The 17,393-nt window shown below is 45.9% G+C and carries 15 protein-coding genes and 1 tRNA gene; 15 read left to right on the top strand and 1 reads right to left on the bottom strand.

Features of this window, described 5'->3' with window-relative positions; all coding sequences use genetic code 11:
• From T494_RS0107075 to T494_RS0107025, 10 genes are all read left to right on the top strand, one after another.
• Positions 1-762: a nitrogenase iron protein NifH gene (locus T494_RS0107075; protein WP_028505700.1), complete on the top strand. Its 762-nt coding sequence runs from the start codon at positions 1-3 to the stop codon at positions 760-762.
• Positions 755-2,050, top strand: coding sequence for a nitrogenase component 1 (locus T494_RS0107070; RefSeq protein WP_028505699.1), 1,296 nt, complete (start codon positions 755-757; stop codon positions 2,048-2,050). Before T494_RS0107075 ends, T494_RS0107070 begins: the two co-directional genes overlap by 8 nt.
• The gene (locus T494_RS0107065; protein ID WP_028505698.1) at positions 2,047-3,102 is read left to right on the top strand and encodes a nitrogenase component 1; all 1,056 of its coding nucleotides are present in this window, start codon (positions 2,047-2,049) and stop codon (positions 3,100-3,102) included. Before T494_RS0107070 ends, T494_RS0107065 begins: the two co-directional genes overlap by 4 nt.
• Positions 3,090-5,372, top strand: coding sequence for a carbamoyltransferase HypF (gene hypF / locus T494_RS0107060; protein WP_028505697.1), 2,283 nt, complete (start codon positions 3,090-3,092; stop codon positions 5,370-5,372). Before T494_RS0107065 ends, hypF begins: the two co-directional genes overlap by 13 nt.
• A 17-nt stretch (positions 5,373-5,389) precedes the next feature.
• Entirely contained in the window at positions 5,390-5,596 is a 207-nt protein-coding gene (locus T494_RS0107055; protein WP_028505696.1) for a HypC/HybG/HupF family hydrogenase formation chaperone, read from the top strand.
• Positions 5,596-6,642, top strand: a complete 1,047-nt coding sequence (gene hypD, locus T494_RS0107050) for a hydrogenase formation protein HypD (protein ID WP_028505695.1) — start codon at positions 5,596-5,598, stop codon at positions 6,640-6,642. The genes T494_RS0107055 and hypD overlap by 1 nt, the downstream gene beginning before the upstream one ends.
• 401 nt (positions 6,643-7,043) lie before the next feature.
• Positions 7,044-8,051, top strand: coding sequence for a hydrogenase expression/formation protein HypE (gene hypE / locus T494_RS0107040; protein WP_028505693.1), 1,008 nt, complete (start codon positions 7,044-7,046; stop codon positions 8,049-8,051).
• Between the two features lie 125 nt (positions 8,052-8,176).
• Entirely contained in the window at positions 8,177-8,848 is a 672-nt protein-coding gene (locus tag T494_RS0107035; protein ID WP_028505692.1) for a UDP-N-acetylglucosamine pyrophosphorylase, read from the top strand.
• Between the two features lie 17 nt (positions 8,849-8,865).
• Positions 8,866-10,254: a phosphoglucosamine mutase gene (gene glmM, locus T494_RS0107030; RefSeq protein ID WP_028505691.1), complete on the top strand. Its 1,389-nt coding sequence runs from the start codon at positions 8,866-8,868 to the stop codon at positions 10,252-10,254.
• Positions 10,255-10,466: 212 nt separating this feature from the next.
• Positions 10,467-10,539, top strand: a tRNA-Thr gene (locus tag T494_RS0107025).
• Positions 10,540-10,954: 415 nt separating this feature from the next.
• On the opposite strand, the gene T494_RS0107020 is transcribed toward T494_RS0107025, so the two are convergent.
• A complete protein-coding gene (locus tag T494_RS0107020) occupies positions 10,955-11,200 on the bottom strand; it encodes a helix-turn-helix transcriptional regulator (protein WP_242836407.1) in 246 nt (81 codons plus the stop codon).
• Positions 11,201-11,410: 210 nt separating this feature from the next.
• Between T494_RS0107020 and T494_RS0107015 the strand changes: the two genes are divergently transcribed.
• From T494_RS0107015 to T494_RS0106995, 5 genes are all read left to right on the top strand, one after another.
• The gene (locus T494_RS0107015; protein ID WP_242836406.1) at positions 11,411-11,761 is read left to right on the top strand and encodes a hypothetical protein; all 351 of its coding nucleotides are present in this window, start codon (positions 11,411-11,413) and stop codon (positions 11,759-11,761) included.
• A gap of 199 nt (positions 11,762-11,960) precedes the next feature.
• Positions 11,961-13,466 (top strand): class I SAM-dependent DNA methyltransferase, encoded by a 1,506-nt coding sequence (locus tag T494_RS0107010; protein WP_028505688.1) that lies wholly within the window; start codon positions 11,961-11,963, stop codon positions 13,464-13,466.
• The gene (locus tag T494_RS13415; protein ID WP_028505687.1) at positions 13,456-14,622 is read left to right on the top strand and encodes a restriction endonuclease subunit S; all 1,167 of its coding nucleotides are present in this window, start codon (positions 13,456-13,458) and stop codon (positions 14,620-14,622) included. The genes T494_RS0107010 and T494_RS13415 overlap by 11 nt, the downstream gene beginning before the upstream one ends.
• Before the next feature lie 42 nt (positions 14,623-14,664).
• Entirely contained in the window at positions 14,665-15,918 is a 1,254-nt protein-coding gene (locus T494_RS12575; protein WP_051540184.1) for a hypothetical protein, read from the top strand.
• An 11-nt stretch (positions 15,919-15,929) separates the two neighbouring features.
• Complete coding sequence (locus tag T494_RS0106995) at positions 15,930-17,393, top strand: hypothetical protein (RefSeq protein WP_037344206.1); 1,464 nt, start codon at positions 15,930-15,932, stop codon at positions 17,391-17,393.

The following is a 17,393-nucleotide window of genomic DNA, read 5'->3' as shown; positions in this document are numbered from 1 at the left end:
ATGATAAAAATAGCGATATACGGAAAGGGCGGTATCGGAAAATCCACCGTTACGGCTAACCTTGCGGCAGCTTTTGCGACCCTTGGCAAAAGGGTGATCCAGATAGGCTGTGACCCCAAGGCGGATTCCACCATAAATCTTCTGGGAGGTGAGCCGCTTACGCCGGTGATGAACTACCTGCGTGAGCATGACGAACCGTCGGGCATCGAGGAGATATCAAAGGTGGGCTACAAGGGTATCCTTTGCATCGAAACAGGCGGTCCGACTCCAGGCCTTGGCTGTGCCGGCAGAGGTATAATCACAACATTCAATCTTCTTGAAAGCTTTGAGCTTTACAAAAAATACAAGCCCGATGTGGTGCTTTACGATGTGCTTGGTGACGTTGTATGCGGAGGGTTTGCGGCACCGATCAGAGAGGGCTATGCCTCCCAGGTACTAATTGTTACCTCGGGTGAGAAAATGGCTTTGTACGCTGCAAACAATATCAACAGCGCAGTGAACAATTTTGCCGACAGGGGTTACGCAAAGGTCAGAGGTATTGTTTTCAACCGACGCAACGCACCTAACGAAGATGAAAAGGTAAATGAATTTGTACAAAAAAACGGACTTGAAATAGTTGCGGAGATACCCCGTTCAAACGACATAATCAGGTTTGAGGACCAGGGCAAAACAGTGATAGAGGGCGATGCGCAGCTGGAGGTATCAAAGCGCTTTCTGTCGCTGGCACAAAAGCTGATAGATGAGGACAAGGAAAATGAATAAGGCATTTTATATAACTGCGGCTGAGCTTGCGCAGCTGGGGTTTGAGAACATTCCGGAAGAGCTTCTCAGTGCAAAGCACCTGATTTATTCTTCCCCTGCAACGCTGGCGTTCAACTCTCCCGGCGCACAAGGCTTTGGCGTCAAGCGAGCAGGGCTTGCCATACCCGGTTCGGTTATGCTGCTTGTATCTCCGGGCTGCTGCGGACGAAACACAACCATGCAGTCACGGCTTTGCGGCTATCAGGACAGATTTTTCTATCTTCTGCTGGACGACACGGACATTGTCACAGGCAGACACCTGACAAAGATACCACAGGCTGTAAAGGAGGTCTATGACTTCTGCCAGGAAAAGCCCAGTGCGGTAATGATATGTATAACCTGCGTTGATGCACTTCTTGGCACGGACATGGAAAGGGTGAGCCGAAAGTGCGAGGAGCTGGCAGGGGTGCCTGTTGTGCCTTGCTATATGTATGCTTTGACAAGAGAGAAGAAGCTCCCACCCATGGCGGCGGTGAGAAAGGCGGTATATTCGCTTCTCAAGCCGCAGAAAAGACATCCCGATGCGATGAATATCCTCGGCTTTTTTGCTCCGCTGAATGATGACAGCGAGATATACGAGCTGCTCACAAAGGCGGGTATCAGGCATATCCGTGAGATATCACGCTGCGAAAGCTTTGAGGAGTACGAGAAAATGTCCCAGGCAAATTTCAATCTTGTGCTCAATTCCGAAGCCAGATATGCGGCGCAGCAAATGGAGGAGACGCTGGGACTGCCTTACATCGAAATGATGAGAATGTATCATATTGACAAGATCCACAACCAGTATATGTCCCTGGCAAACGCCATTGGGGTGACCTTTGATGATACACAGCACTATGCCCGTACAAAAAAAGCCATAGATGATTTCAAAGCACAGTACGGTGAGCTGATTTTTGCTATAGGGGAATTTCTGAATGCGGATTCATTCGAGCTTGCCTGGGCTTTGCTGAGCTATGGATTTTCGGTATCGGAGATATACGGAACAGTGGGTCAGCGCAATTTTGTGTTTGTTAAAGCCATCGCAAAGCTAAGCCCGGACACAAAGATATTTTCAAACCTCTCGCCTACCATGCTGGACTATGAGCCAAGCGGCAAAAGGATAGATGTATGCATCGGAAACGATGCCGGTTACTATCACGCAGACGTGCCCACCGTTGATTGGAACGAGGAGCGTCAGCCTTTTGGATACGCAGGTCTGAGGCTGCTTTTTGAGAAACTTGACCGGGCATTGAAAGGAGCGGAAAAATGAAAAAACTTCTGAAACTTCTTTCCCCCTTTGCTCCCGACCAGTCGGGTGCGGTAGGGGTGCTTTACGAGCTGGGCGGACTTGTGGTTATATGCGACGCAGGAGGCTGCGCAGGCAACATATGCGGTTTTGACGAGCCACGGTGGTTTTTCAAAAAAAGTGCAGTCTTCAGCGCAGGACTTCGTGACATGGATGCGATACTGGGTCGTGACGATATGCTTATCGCCAAGACCGCAAAGGCTGTGGGGCAGACCGATGTAAAGTTCACGGCAGTGGTGGGCACACCTGTCCCGGCGGTGATAGCTACTGATTACAAGGCACTGAAACGTATGGCTGAAAACAAGACCGGACTGCCCGGGATATGCGTTGACTGCACAGGCACAAGGCTTTACGATGACGGCGAGGAAAGGGCTTACCTGGAGCTGCTGCGGACCTTTGCAAAGGAAAAATATGAAACTGTAACAGGCAAGGTGGGAATTATCGGCTGCACACCCCTTGCCACGGGATATATGAGCAATGAGCTGTTTAAAGGGACTTACGGAAATAACGCTGTTTGCTTTGGAATGGGCAGCGGCACCGAGGAGATAGCAAGGGCATCGGATTGTGAGCGCAATATTGTTATTTCCACAGGTGCAATTAAGGCTGCGGAATATTTGAAACAACAATTCGGGATCGAGTACGAAACGGATTTTCCTGTGACACCGGCTATGGAAAAGGTGCTTGAAAATGATCTTTCGGGCAAAAAGATCCTTGTTGTGCATCAGCAGTTTGCGGCAAACAAAATGAGAAAGCTGCTGAAAGAAAAGTACGACTGTGATGTTGATGTGGGCACATTTTTCAAGCTGTTTGATGAGTATAAACAGCAGGGTGACAAGTTCATTGCAGACGAACAGGAGCTTGTGGAAACGGTCACCTGCGGCGGTTACGATGTGGTCATCATAGACAATATCTGCGACCGTGCACTAAAAGACTGCGGCTGCCGGCTGATCGACCTGCCGCACTTTGCTGTGTCAGGCAGACTTGACGAAAACGGAGGACAGGTATGCCTTGCTTGATGATAAGACTTTACGGAATTGTTCAGGGCGTGGGCTTCAGACCCTTTGTTTCCCGGACCGCACGCTCTATGGGCGTGCTTGGAACTGTTGCAAATAAAGGCTCGTACGTGGAGGTGTTTGCACAGGGGGAAAGCCATGTGCTGGACCGTTTTGTGCACACCATAAAAAACCACACTCCCGAAAGGGCAACGGTTATCTCTGCCGATGTAAGACAGGCGCAGGATATGGACTTTACTTCCTTTGAGATAATTGAAAGCGAAAAGGAGACCGGGGATATTTTTGTTTCTCCGGACATAGCAACCTGTGACAAATGCCGAAGCGAGCTTTTTGACAAAAATGACAGACGTTATCTTCACCCGTTTATAAACTGCACACAGTGCGGACCACGGCTGACCATACTTGAAGCAATGCCCTATGACAGGGAGCGCACCACCATGAAGGATTTTCCCATGTGTGAAAAATGCGATTACGAATATACCCACCCCCACACACGGCGGTACGATGCACAGCCTGTGTGCTGCAATGACTGCGGACCGAAGGTGTATATTGTTGACAAGGACATAGAGGGCGGAGCTGCCATAACCTATGCACGCAAAAGTATTATGGAGGGAAAGATAATCGCTGTTAAGGGCATAGGCGGCTTTCACCTTTGCTGTGATGCAAAAAACCGCCGGGCAGTGGACAGGCTGAGAAAGCTTAAAAACCGTCCTGCAAAGCCTTTCGCAGTTATGATGAAGGACATGGATACGGTGGAGCGTGAGTGCCGTGTGCTTGAAGGGCAGAGGGAGTTTCTGACTGGTTACCAAAAACCGATACTGCTGCTTGAAAAGAAAAGGGGAGAGCTTTGCCAAACAATTTCCCCCGACAATCCCACGGTGGGAGTTATGCTGCCTTATGCGCCGCTTCAGATGCTGCTTTTTGATTACCCCGACGGTATGGAAATGACAGACTGTCTGGTGATGACAAGCGGAAATGTATCAGGTGCACCAATATGCCGCAGCGATGAGGACGCAAAAAAAGAGATCGGCTCATACTGCGATCTGATATTATCCCACAACAGAAAAATACTTATCCGTGCCGACGATTCGGTAATGGATTGGTTTGAAGGAAAACCGTATATGATACGCCGTTCACGTGGCTTTGCGCCGCTTCCTGTCATGGTGAGCAAAGATGGAGAGGTAACCTCCCTTGCCATAGGAGGAGAGCTGAAAAATACTTTCTGCATAGGCAAAAACAGACTGCTTTATCTGTCGTCCTATGTGGGAGATATGGCGGACATAAGAACGGTGAACGCTCTGAAAGAATCGGTGGGGCGAATGCAGGAGCTGCTTGAGGCTCAGCCCCGGATTTGCGTGAGCGATATGCACCCACGATACAACACCGTTGCGGCGGCAGAGGAAACAGGTCTGCCCCTTGTGAAACTGCAGCACCACTATGCTCATATCCTTTCCTGCATGGCGGAGAACGACGTTGATGAAAAAGTCATCGGAGTATCCTTTGACGGAACGGGTTACGGCACCGACGGAACTATATGGGGCGGCGAGATCCTTTTGTGTGATACCCATGGCTTTGAAAGAGCAGGCAGCATAAAGCCGTTCAGACAGGTGGGCGGCGACGTTTCTTCAAAAGAAGGCTGGCGGATAGCTGTACAGCTTATCCGTGACAGCCTGGGTGAAAATGCGTGGCAGGTTTGCAGTAAGCTGGGATTGTGCGATGAAAAGACGTTCAAGCTCCAGTCTGTCATGGCGGACAAAGAGGTTAACACGGTGGTCTCCACCAGTGCAGGCAGGCTGTTTGACGCAGTGAGTGCGATCCTGGGTATCAGAAACCGCTCCACATTTGAGGGCGAAAGCTCAATGTGCCTTGAATTTGCGGCAGAGAGGTTTGAAAAGAAAAAAGCTATGTGCGACACTATAAGTGTTGAGGAACGAGAGGAAAACGGATTTGTGACGCTTGACACCACAGCCCTTGCAGGGGAGATCGCACAGCGTTATCTTAAGGGAGAGGACGCAGAAAAACTTGCGTACGCTTTTCACCTTTCCCTTGCAGATGCAATAGTAAAATGCTGCGAGAATATCAGCAGAAAAACAGGTGTAAAAAAATGCGCATTGAGCGGCGGAGTGTTCCAGAACAAGCTGCTTTTAAAGCTTACAAAACAGAGTCTTGAGGCACTGGGATCTGAGGTGCTGATACATTCACTTGTCCCTGCAAACGACGGAGGTATCGCCCTTGGGCAGGCTTATTATGCGCTTTGCAATATTGAAAAATAATAATGGAGGTATAGATTATGTGTGTAGGTTTATCAGCAAAGGTTGTAGACCTTAAGGACGGTACGGCAGTGATTGACGCAAGCGGGGCAAAAAGAAGTGTCAGCGCAGAGCTTCTTGATGACCTGGAGGTGGGGGATTATGTAATGGTCCACGCCGGAGTGGCTATTGCAAAGATCACCGACGATGACGAAAATGAGACCAACAAGATCATGGAGGAGCTGTAATGGACAATCTGAACGGACTATCGCCCAAAGAGATACTCAAGGGTTATAACGGCAGAAAACTGCGGATAATGGAGGTGTGCGGGACACACACCCATGAGATCTTCCGACTTGGCATAAGAAAGATACTGCCCGAAAGCATAGAGCTTATTTCCGGTCCGGGGTGTCCTGTGTGCGTAACTCCTGTGGGTTATATCGACGAGGCGTGCATTCTTGCGCTGGAAAAGAATTGTGTGATCTGCACATTCGGCGATCTTATCAGAGTTCCGGGAACGGAAATGAGCCTTGCAGATGCAAGGGGCAAGGGTGCGCAGATCAAGACGGTGTATTCTCCCCTGGACGCTGTGGACTTTGCCAAAGAAAATCCCCACAAGCAGGTAGTATTTCTTGCGGTAGGTTTTGAGACTACCACACCATCGGCTTGCATCGCCGTGGAAAAGGCAAGAAAAGACGGACTTGACAATTTCTCTATTCTCTGCGCAAACAAGACAATGCCCAACGCATATCAGGCTCTCAAGGGCAGCGCAGATGCGTTCCTTTTTCCGGGTCACGTCAACGCCATAACCGGCAATGCCACCTGCAAGGCTCTTAGCGAGCAGGGCGTGAGCGGTGTTGTTGCGGGATTTACTGCCAAGGAACTGCTCACGGCGCTCGCTGTTACGGTAACACTTTTGCAAAAGGGTGAGCCATTCTTTGTGAACTGCTACCCCAGAGTTGTAAAGGACGAGGGAAGCCCTGCGGCGCAGAAGCTTATGGCAAAGGTCATGGAGCCATGCGACAGCGAGTGGAGAGGACTTGGTGTTATAAAAATGTCTGGCATGAAGCTCCGTGAGGAATATGCAGATTTTGACGCACGCAAAAAGTACAGCCTGCCCGAAATAAAAGGTAAACCAAATCCTGCCTGCCGATGCGGCGACGTTCTCCAGGGTAAGTGTAAACCCTGCGACTGTAAGGTCTTCGGTAAGGTCTGCACTCCACAGCACCCCGTCGGTGCTTGTATGGTCTCCGGCGAGGGCGCTTGCTCGGCATATTATCAGTACGGTATGTAAGATAAATCAGAATTTACCGCATCATCCCTGCGTGTCAGCTGGGGGAAACCCTTTTGGAGAAGGGTTATCCCCCAGACCCCCTGCCTAAACCTTTTAATGACTTTTCAGCAACGGGAGGCAAAGCTCCCGTCACTGAAAAGTGTTAGAGAGTTCAGAAAAAGAGTTTGAGAAAAAACGCTCCCAAGAGAATACCCACAGTTGCTTGACAGGTATACCTCAACAAATGCGGATTTACCGAGGTTTGCACAACACAGCTCTACTCTTGTACAGTTATCACAAAGTGAAAGCCCGGAGCGGCACGAAAGCCGCTGCCTGCTCAAACCGATATGCGACGGACAAGCGTGCCGCCGCGGCGGCAAATTCTGATTTAGCATATTATAAGATGAAAGGAAGTAAAAACAATGAGTGATAAAGTAGTAACGCTTGCGCATGGAGCTGGAGGAAAGCAGACGGCGGAGCTTATAGACAAGGTATTCAAGGCACATTTCTCAAACCCTGAGTTTACTGCTGACGATGCGGCAGTACTTGAGATGCAGAGTGGAAAGCTTGCTTTTACGACGGACGGATTCATCGTTTCGCCGTATGAATTCAACGGCGGAAACATTGGCAAGCTATCTATCTGCGGAACGGTCAACGACCTGTCCTGCATGGGTGCAAAGCCGCTGTACATGACCTGTGCGTTTGTTATAGAAGAGGGCTTTGAGCTGGACAAGCTTGAAAAGATAGCAGCTGCAATGGAGAAGACGGCTAAAGAGGCGGGTGTAAAGATAGTTGCCGGCGACACAAAGGTTGCGGGCAAGGGGCAGGTAGATAAGGTGTTCATCACTACCACAGGTATTGGCAGAGTTATGGACAATGCCCACACCTCGGGAACGCTTGCAAAGCCGGGAGACGTGATAATCGTCACAGGTGACATAGGCAGACATGGCTGTACAATATTGCTTGAAAGAAACGATTTCGGCATTGAGGCAGATGTGAAAAGCGACTGTGCACCGCTGTGGGGAACGGTCGAGAAGATGTTTGAGACCACAGATGATATACACGTTATCCGTGACGCTACACGAGGCGGCGTAGGCACGGTCCTTTACGAAATAAGCGGGCAGAGCAATGTGGGGATAAAGCTTAACGCTCCTGATATCCCCGTTGCGGACGAGGTAAAAGGCGTTTGCGGAATGCTTGGGCTTGAGCCGTTGTATCTTGCCTGTGAGGGTACGCTTGTTGTTGTTGCGCCAAAGGACAAGGCACAGGCACTGCTGGACACTTTGCATCAGTGCCCCTATTCAAAGAATGCAGCGGTCATCGGTGAGGTTACTGAGGACAACCCGGGCAAGGTCGTGCTGGAAACCGAGATAGGCGCACAGACAATGCTTGCCCAGCCAAGCGGCGAACTTCTGCCGAGAATATGCTGAGCAATTAAAAGACAGGGCAGTCCTTCGGGGCTGCCAGTATTTGTTGTGTCTGCGGTTGACAATAACACAATATTGTGGTAAAATATTATAGCTTATAAATCATAATATCTGAAAAGAGGGAAAGTATGGTCACTATTAAGGAAATGTATGACCTTGAGCATACTCTTGCAAAGGAGTATCTGTCTCAGTTTACCTATCCGTGGGAGGCTCTCGGCGGGCTGAAAAGCTTTATTATCGGGCTGGGGAAAAGCCTTGATAAGGAGGAGTACACGGAGGTGAGCGAGAATGTCTGGGTGGCAAAGACCGCAAATGTTGCACCTACCGCTTTTCTGGGTGCACCGTGTATTATCGGTCCGGGCACGGAAGTGAGACACTGTGCGTTTGTAAGAGGTTCGGCTCTGGTGGGAGCAGGCTGCGTTGTGGGAAATTCCGTGGAGCTTAAAAACGTTATTTTATTTGATAACGTACAGACACCCCATTATAACTATGTGGGAGACAGCATTCTTGGCTACAGATCACATATGGGCGCAGGCTCTATCACATCCAATGTAAAAAGCGACAAGACACCTGTGGTCGTACACAACGGTGACGAGAATATAGAAACAGGGCTAAAAAAGTTTGGCGCAATGCTGGGAGACTACGTTGAGGTCGGCTGCAACAGCGTGCTCAACCCGGGTACTGTCATCGGTTCGCACACGAACGTTTATCCGCTGTCATGCGTTAGAGGCGTTGTTCCTCCGAACAGCATCTACAAGACAGGCTGCCTTGACGGCGCAAGCATAATTTCAAAAAGATAAAACAGGAGATGTTTTTTATGGGAAGATATTTTGGAACAGATGGTTTCAGAGGCGAGGCAAACGAGAACCTTACTGCTGACCACGCTTACAAGATAGGCAGATTTCTGGGCTGGTATTATAAGAACGAAAGCGAGAAAAACGGCTCAAAGGAAAAGTCAAGAATAGTTATCGGCAAGGACACCAGACGTTCAAGCTATATGTTTGAGTATTCCATCGTTAGCGGTATCGTGGCATCGGGCAGCGACGCTTACATAATGCACGTTACAACTACTCCGTCGGTGGCGTATATCGCAAAGACCGATAAGTTCAACTGCGGCGTTATGATCTCCGCAAGCCACAACCCATACTACGACAACGGTATTAAGCTTATAAACGGCAGCGGCGAGAAAATGGACGAGGGACTTATCTCCCTTATTGAAGACTATATCGACGGCAAGCTGGTTTACGAGGGCGTAAGCTATCCTGAGGTGCCCTTTGCAAAGAAGGACGAAATAGGCAGGACAGTGGATTACGTTTCGGGCAGAAACAGATACATCGGATACCTTATCTCAATGGGTCTTTATTCCTTCAAGGACGTTAAGGTGGGACTTGACTGCGCCAACGGAAGCGCATGGAATATCGCAAAGAGCGTGTTCGACGCACTGGGTGCAAAGACATATGTTATCAATGCCGAGCCTACGGGCACAAATATAAATAACAATGCAGGCTCTACACATATTGAGGGCTTGCAGAAATTCGTTGTTGAGAATAAGCTGGATATTGGTTTTGCTTACGACGGTGACGCAGACAGATGCCTTTGTGTTGACGAAAAGGGAAATGTCATCACCGGCGACCATATTCTGTATATCTACGGTTGCTACATGAAGGAACGTGGAAAGCTGCTCACTAATACTGTTGTGACTACGGTCATGTCCAATTTCGGGCTTTATAAAGCCTTTGACGAGCGTGGTATAGACTATGCAAAAACAGCAGTGGGAGATAAATATGTTTACGAATATATGCTGCAAAACGGCTGCCGTATCGGCGGCGAGCAGTCGGGACATATTATCTTTTCAAAGTATGCTTCCACAGGCGACGGAATACTGACCAGCCTTAAAATGATGGAAGTAATGATGGCTAAGGAAAAGCCGATGAGCGAGCTGGCAGCACCGCTGCACATCTATCCACAGGTACTTGAAAATGTAAGGGTAAAGGATAAGACCGAAGCCCAGAACGACCCGGATGTAAAAAAGGCAGTTGAGGCTGTTGCCGATGAGCTTGGTAATTCGGGACGAATACTTGTGAGAGAGTCAGGTACCGAGCCTCTGGTAAGAGTTATGGTTGAAGCGGAGAGCGAGAAGCTTTGCAGAAAATATGTGGACAGCGTGGTTGAAGTTATAAAGAGCAAAGGTCATTGCGTAGAGTAAAAATAGACTTGAAAGAGGTGCCGGGCGCACCTCTTTTTGATGTTAAAAGCTTGACAAAACGGGACTGATAGGTTATAATGATACACGGTGCCGTAAACGCACGATGCTGGAATAGCTCAGTTGGTAGAGCAGCGCATTCGTAATGCGCAGGTCGTGGGTTGTATTTAAAGCGACAATTACATAGCGTCAGAAAAAATCAAATATGCTATAGTGCTGGTATGGCTCAGTTGGTAGAGCAGCTCATTCGTAATGAGCAGGCCGTCGGTTCGAGTCCGACTACCAGCTTAATAAGAAAACTCCGTAGATACGACATCTGCGGAGTTTTTTGCTGTCCCTGTTGTTAATGACCACCCGTGGAGTGTACGGGGACATTTTGCTTTAAATTACCAATAGTGTCATACCCCCTGTGTCACTGTGGCATACCATAGAAGTACCCAATAGAATATATAATATATATAACAGAATAAAGAGTAATATATCTTACTTAATATCTAACTATATACTTACTAAACTCTTACTAAAGAGAGCAGGTGTTCAGTCAGGAAAAGAGAGTGCCTCGCTGTGCGCCGATAAATCGCCTGTGCGGGACTTTGTATCTGCGACGGGTAATTTCTCTTTTCTGCTGATAAAATGCCATACAGAGCATCCTTGCGCGCGTGAGGGCAAAATAAACGGAGTTGTTGCACGCAGCAGCAACTCCTTATTTGTTATCCTCGTATTTTATCAGGCTGCTCGGTTTGCAGTCAAGCACATAGCATATCCTCGCAAGAATGTCAAGGTCCATCTTCTCGACCTCGTTGTTGTACCACTTGTTGATGACCTCAAAGCGAGTGTTCGTTGCCCTGGCAAGATAGTTGCGAGTCATCTTCTTTTTGTCCATTATCTCCTTGAGCCGAAGCTCGATCTTGCCGTACTCGTTGACGGTCACAACAGACTTTGCTGCCATAGTATCACCCCTTATAGATATTCTATATTCAGTGTTACATCTTGACAATTCTCATATTCAAGGTTACTATGTACATAGTAATATTTTAAAGGTGAGATTGTGTAGATCTATACCGTGAGCTTTTTCGGACACAGAAGGATAGCTGATTGGCAAACAGCGGAAACCTGCCTTTTAAGGCAGATTTCGGACCTGATAAAGACGAAAGAATATGTGGAATTTCTCGTTGGGCGCAACGGAGATTTTGACCGGATGGCTGCGTCAGCTGTTCGCAGTGCAAAGCGGGAGCTTGACTACGGCAACAGCGAGATTGTGTATGTTGCGGAAAGACACGTGAGAAATATCGCAGAGCTTGAACAATACTACGATAGGGTAGAGGTGTGCAGCGAGGCGGCAAATTCACATTTCAAAGCAGCAATACAAACAAGGAATAAAGCAATGGTCGAGCGTTCTGATATGGTCATCTGCTGCATCGAGCATAACTTCGGCGGTGCATACACAGCCGTGAAGTACGCAATAAAACTTGGCAAAAAGGTAGTTAATGTGGCACAGGATCAGGTGTAGCTTTGCGGTTACTTTTACATTTAACGGAACTCACGTTCGATTTTCTGTCCAATTAAAGTTACCACAAAAGAAAAACGGTGTGATATAATGCATTATGGGTAAGCATACAATGGGCAATTTGAACAAATTGTGTTGATTTTTAAGTAAATATGTGGTATAATTGAACGGGTTATTATATCTTTTGAAAAGAGGTAAAAACATGGCTGAAAAGAATACCGCCAATATTGGTTTTGAAAAGCAGATCTGGGACGCTGCGTGCGTGTTGTGGGGGCATATTCCGGCTGCCGAATACAGAAAAGTTATCGTAGGACTAATCTTCCTGCGTTACATATCGAGTGCTTTTGAGAAGCGCTATAACGAGCTTGTGGCTGAGGGTGACGGCTTTGAGGACGAGCCTGACGCATATCTCATGGATAATATCTTCTTCGTGCCTGAAAAGGCTCGTTGGTCTGTGGTGTCCGCTGCGGCTCACACTCCTGAGATCGGCTCGGTCATTGATGATGCAATGAGGGCTATCGAGGACGAGAACAAGACCTTGAAGAATGTCCTGCCGAAAAACTATGCAAGCCCCGACTTGGACAAGCGTGTTCTCGGTGATGTGGTCGATCTGTTTACTAACATGGATATGACCGATACTGAGGACAGCAAGGATCTGCTCGGTCGCACCTATGAATACTGTATCGCTCAGTTCGCCGCCTATGAGGGTGTAAAGGGCGGTGAGTTCTATACTCCGTCAAGCGTGGTGCGTACCCTTGTTGAGATACTTCGTCCGTTTGAGAACTGCCGTGTATACGATCCATGTTGCGGTTCGGGCGGTATGTTCGTACAGAGTGCAAAATTTATACAGGCTCACAGCGGAAACAGGGGCAATATCTCTGTTTACGGACAGGAGTCCAATGCCGATACTTGGAAAATGGCTAAGATGAATATGGCTATTCGTGGCATTGATGCGGACTTCGGACAGTATCACGCTGATACGTTCTTCAACGATCTGCACAAGACGCTGAAAGCCGACTTTATCATGGCAAATCCGCCGTTCAACCTCTCCAACTGGGGACAGGACAAGCTCAAAGACGATATTCGTTGGAAATATGGTGTACCGCCTGCCGGAAATGCTAACTATGCGTGGATTCAGCACATGATACACCACCTTGCACCGAATGGCAAGATCGGTCTGGTGCTTGCGAACGGTGCGCTGTCTACGCAGTCCAGCGGTGAGGGAGAGATAAGAAAGCGTATTATTGAAGACGACCTTGTTGAGGGTATTGTGGCAATGCCGACACAGCTTTTCTACTCTGTTACGATTCCCGTAACGCTGTGGTTCATCACAAAGGGCAAGAAGCAGAAAGGCAAAACGCTGTTCATTGATGCCCGAAAAATGGGATATATGGTTGACCGCAAGCACCGTGACTTCACGGACGAGGACATTCAGAAGCTCGCTGATACATTCAAGGCATTCCAGGACGGCACATTAGAGGAAGTCAAGGGCTTCTGTGCGGTGGCTGACATTCAGGCTATCGCTGCACAGGACTATATTCTCACGCCAGGCCGCTATGTCGGCATTGAGGAACAGGAAGATGACGGCGAGCCGTTCGAGGAGAAGATGAAGCGCCTGACTTCGGAGCTGTCGGATATGTTCAAGAAGTCCCATGAGCTTGAAAACGAGATCAGGGAGAAGCTGGGGGCAATTGGGTATGACATATAAAGATACACCACTTGGAAAGATGCCTGATACATGGGGAATTGCCAAAATTAAGGATATAGCAAAAGTTGTGACAGACTATGTTGCTAATGGAAGTTTCGCTTCACTGGCAGAGAATGTTACATATCGTTCGGAAGAAGATATTGCAGTGTTAATAAGATTGGTCGATTATAATAATGATTTCAAAGGAGATTTTGTTTTCATAGACGAACACGCATATGAGTTCCTTTCAAAAAGCAAGCTGTTTGGCGGTGAAATAATTATTTCTAATGTTGGAGCAAATGTTGGTACTGTATTTCGTTGCCCCGTGTTAAAATATAAGATGAGCTTAGCACCAAACGCAATTATGGTACAGTTTAATGGTAACGATAGCTTTTATTATCATTGGTTTAAAGGGCATTATGGACAGAAAATGCTTAAATCTATTGTAACCGGAAGTGCCCAGCCGAAATTCAATAAAACTAATTTTAAAGATATGCTTGTTCCCGTTCCACCCATTGAAGTGCAGAATAAGATTGCTTCGTTACTCGATGCTATTGAGCTAAAAATCGCTCAAAATACTGCGATAAATGAAAATTTAGAGCAGCAGGCGCAGGCTCTTTTCAAGGCTCATTTCGGGAATAACAACCTTCAAACTGTAAGGTTTGGTGATATAGCTACTTTTAAATATGGTAAGATGCCTAAAAAGGATAAAATATCAGTAGAAGGATACCCATTATTTAGTGGCTATCAGATTGTAGGCTATTATCCTGAAAAGATGTTTGATGAACCACAAATCATAGTTGTCGCAAGAGGCGTTGGAGGGTGTGGTGATATTAAATATACACCATCAAATTGCTATTTGACTAACTTGTCAATTGCGATAACACCAAACGATTCAGCATTTGAAGATTATTTATATAGGCTTCTAAAAAATACTGATATGAAAATTCTAAACACAGGGTCTGCTCAGCCACAGATAACTGTAGACTCACTACAAAAATTTGAAATTGAAATTCCGTCAAGGGAAGATGCTATGCTTTATTCAAGTATAATAACACCAATAAAAATTCAGTATAGATTAAATAACGCTGAAAACCAACGCCTTGCCGCCCTTCGTGACACACTCCTGCCGAAACTGATGAACGGCGAGATTGACGTGTCGGCGGTCAGGATTTAAGCTGCCTGCAAGCGTAAATTTTCATTTTTGTTAGGAGATAATATGAATATTGCAATTATAATACTATCAGTGATAGTTGGAATAGCTTTATTGATTATTCTGTATTGGAAACTCACTAACAGAATGTACTTGCTTTGGGGCATTATACGATTCTTTAAACGAAAGATGCTCCAGCCGCAGATTGATTCTTTGAATGAAATAGGTCATTACCTTAAGCAACAGCAAGATATTCTTAATGATCATAAAAAAGAGGATACTTTCTTTAAGAGAGTCGGGAAAAGAGTTGATAAGATTAAAGCAAGGGCTTCTAAGATTTATAATTCGAGGAGTATTAAACGAAATTTTGAAAAAGACAAATATAAAATTGAAAGCTATATAGACTTTTGTAATAGTAAGCAATTGAAATTAACAAAAGAAGAAAAAAGAATACTCAATTACTTGGATTGTGTAGAAGATTTGGTGTATCCTGAAAAAGCATTGGATAAGAGGCTCCAAAGAGTAAGTGATGAATATGATGAGCTTTATAGTTCGTTTAATCAGTCAGGTGAAAAGTTATTATCAATAAGGCAGACATCAGTTGAAACTATAAACAAAGTGACGGAATTAATCAATAGCATTGCCGAGCATCCCAAAGACTTTGATACTGATTTTATAGAAATATCTACGAATAAAGAATTATTTAAAAACGCAATTGATTTTGCCACAGAAGAACACAAAAAGTTGAGGAACACTGCTATAGGAGCAGGTGCCGGAGTTGCAGCTGGAGCAGTATTTGCTGGTGCCGCACCATCTGTCGCAATGTGGGTTGCTACTACTTTTGGAACTGCATCTACAGGAACAGCCATATCAACATTAAGTGGTGCTGCGGCAACTAATGCGGCGCTAGCTTGGCTCGGTGGTGGAGCTGTTGCTGCCGGCGGCGGAGGCGTTGCTGCTGGACACGCATTGCTGGCTTTGGCAGGTCCAATCGGACTTGGAATAGCAGGCATTTCAGGTTTATCTGCACTTCTGCATTTTTGGAGAAAAAAGAAAAAGATTCAAGAGAGTAAAAAGCAAGAGATAGAAAGAATAATTAACATCACGCATTCGTTGAAAGAGCTGCAATCTGATGTGGAGTTATTACACTCTCAAACAGAGGCTCTCAATGCGCTTGTGAATGAAAAACTATCGGACAATAGTAATTTGTTTGCATGTGATTACAACGCGCTGAGTGAGGAACAAAAGATATCATTAGGTACATTAGTAAATGATACAAAGTCGTTGTCAGCTTTGCTTTGCAGGATTCTCTCAGAATAAGGTGTTCTGTTATGAAAAAAGGAAACGAAAACCACAGATTTATTGGCAGTAGCCAAGCGGTAGCAGAGGCTTCATGGATAAACTATTTGAACCAACAAAGAATCAACGGATATCTTTGCAGTGTTGCTATGCAGGATACTAATCTGGAGAATGCCATAAAATCATTAGAAGATACTATTTCAACTATTAATAAGAAAATAATAATAACTAATCGTGGCGGCATTAAAGGACAACATGGTTTTATTGCTGAGGTTGCCGAATGTGGTGTTGAAAATGCACGAAACGAAATTGTGGGCAATAATCCGTCATGTAAATGGATAAATGATAATGGCCCGGCTGATATTTTGCGCGATGGGATACCGATCCAACAAAAATTCGTAAACTCGGGAAACCATTTATCTCTTCAAGCAATAAAAAAGCACTATGATACATATCCGTTCTTCCTGAATGAAGGCGGTAAGTATCAGATCCCTAAAGATCATTACGAAAAGATCAAGTACCTCTTATCTGTCCCCAAAGAACAGGCGAATAAACTATCTACATCTACAGGAGATTTTTCTTTGAGACAGTGGAAAGAAGTCCATGATTTCTTTGACAGCGGAAAAATCAAGCTGTCTGATATAGAACCATCGGTTTTATCGTATGATGAGGTGCAAGCCAATCAAATCAATAAGACCATTGAAAAAGAGAAAAATGCCATAAAAGAAACTGATAGAACTATCAGAGAAAAAGAATACAATAAAAGCAAACCAAAATTAAAAGAAGGACTAAAGGTCGGAGCAGTTTCAGCAGCAATTGAAGGTGGAACATCGCTTGTTTCAGAAATTGCAAAAAGGATAAAATCGGGTAAATCCATAAGAGACTTCACTGGCGATGATTGGGCGGATATCGTAAAATCAACCACCAAAGGAACGGTATTAGGAGCAGTTCGTGGTATAAGCATTTATGAATTGACAAATTATACGCCGTCATCAGCTATAGTTGCAAATTCTTTAGTTACTGTTTCGTTTGGCATAGCTCAACAGATTTACATGTTGCACTCTGGAAGAGTATCCAAGCAGGAGTTTGTCAGAAATGCAGAATTGCTTTGTGTTGAAGCATCAGTGTGCACTATTTCCTCTACTATAGGACAGGCTGTTATCCCTATCCCTGTAATTGGCGCAGTAATAGGGAACACCGTCGGTTTGATGGTTTATAATGCGGTCAAGGATATACATATAGAGCAAAGCACCTTGATTCTGCAATACCTAAGTGAAATAAGCAAATTGGAGTATAATCTGAATCAGGAGTTTTCTAATCATATTAGCGAATTGATGAAACTTTACAAAGAGTTCTTCTCTGTTATGGAGAACGCATTTGCAATAGATTATAAAGAAGCTTTTTCTGGTTCAATAGAGCTTGCACGAATAGTAGGGGTACAGGAGGACAGTATTCTTACTTCTGTTTCTGATATAGATAATTACTTTCTACAATAA

The organism is Ruminococcus sp. FC2018 (assembly GCF_000621805.1).
Taxonomy (GTDB): Bacteria; Bacillota; Clostridia; order Oscillospirales; family Ruminococcaceae; genus Hominimerdicola.
The sequence above is the reverse complement of the archived record's forward strand: the minus strand, read 5'-3'. Positions and strand labels throughout refer to the sequence as shown.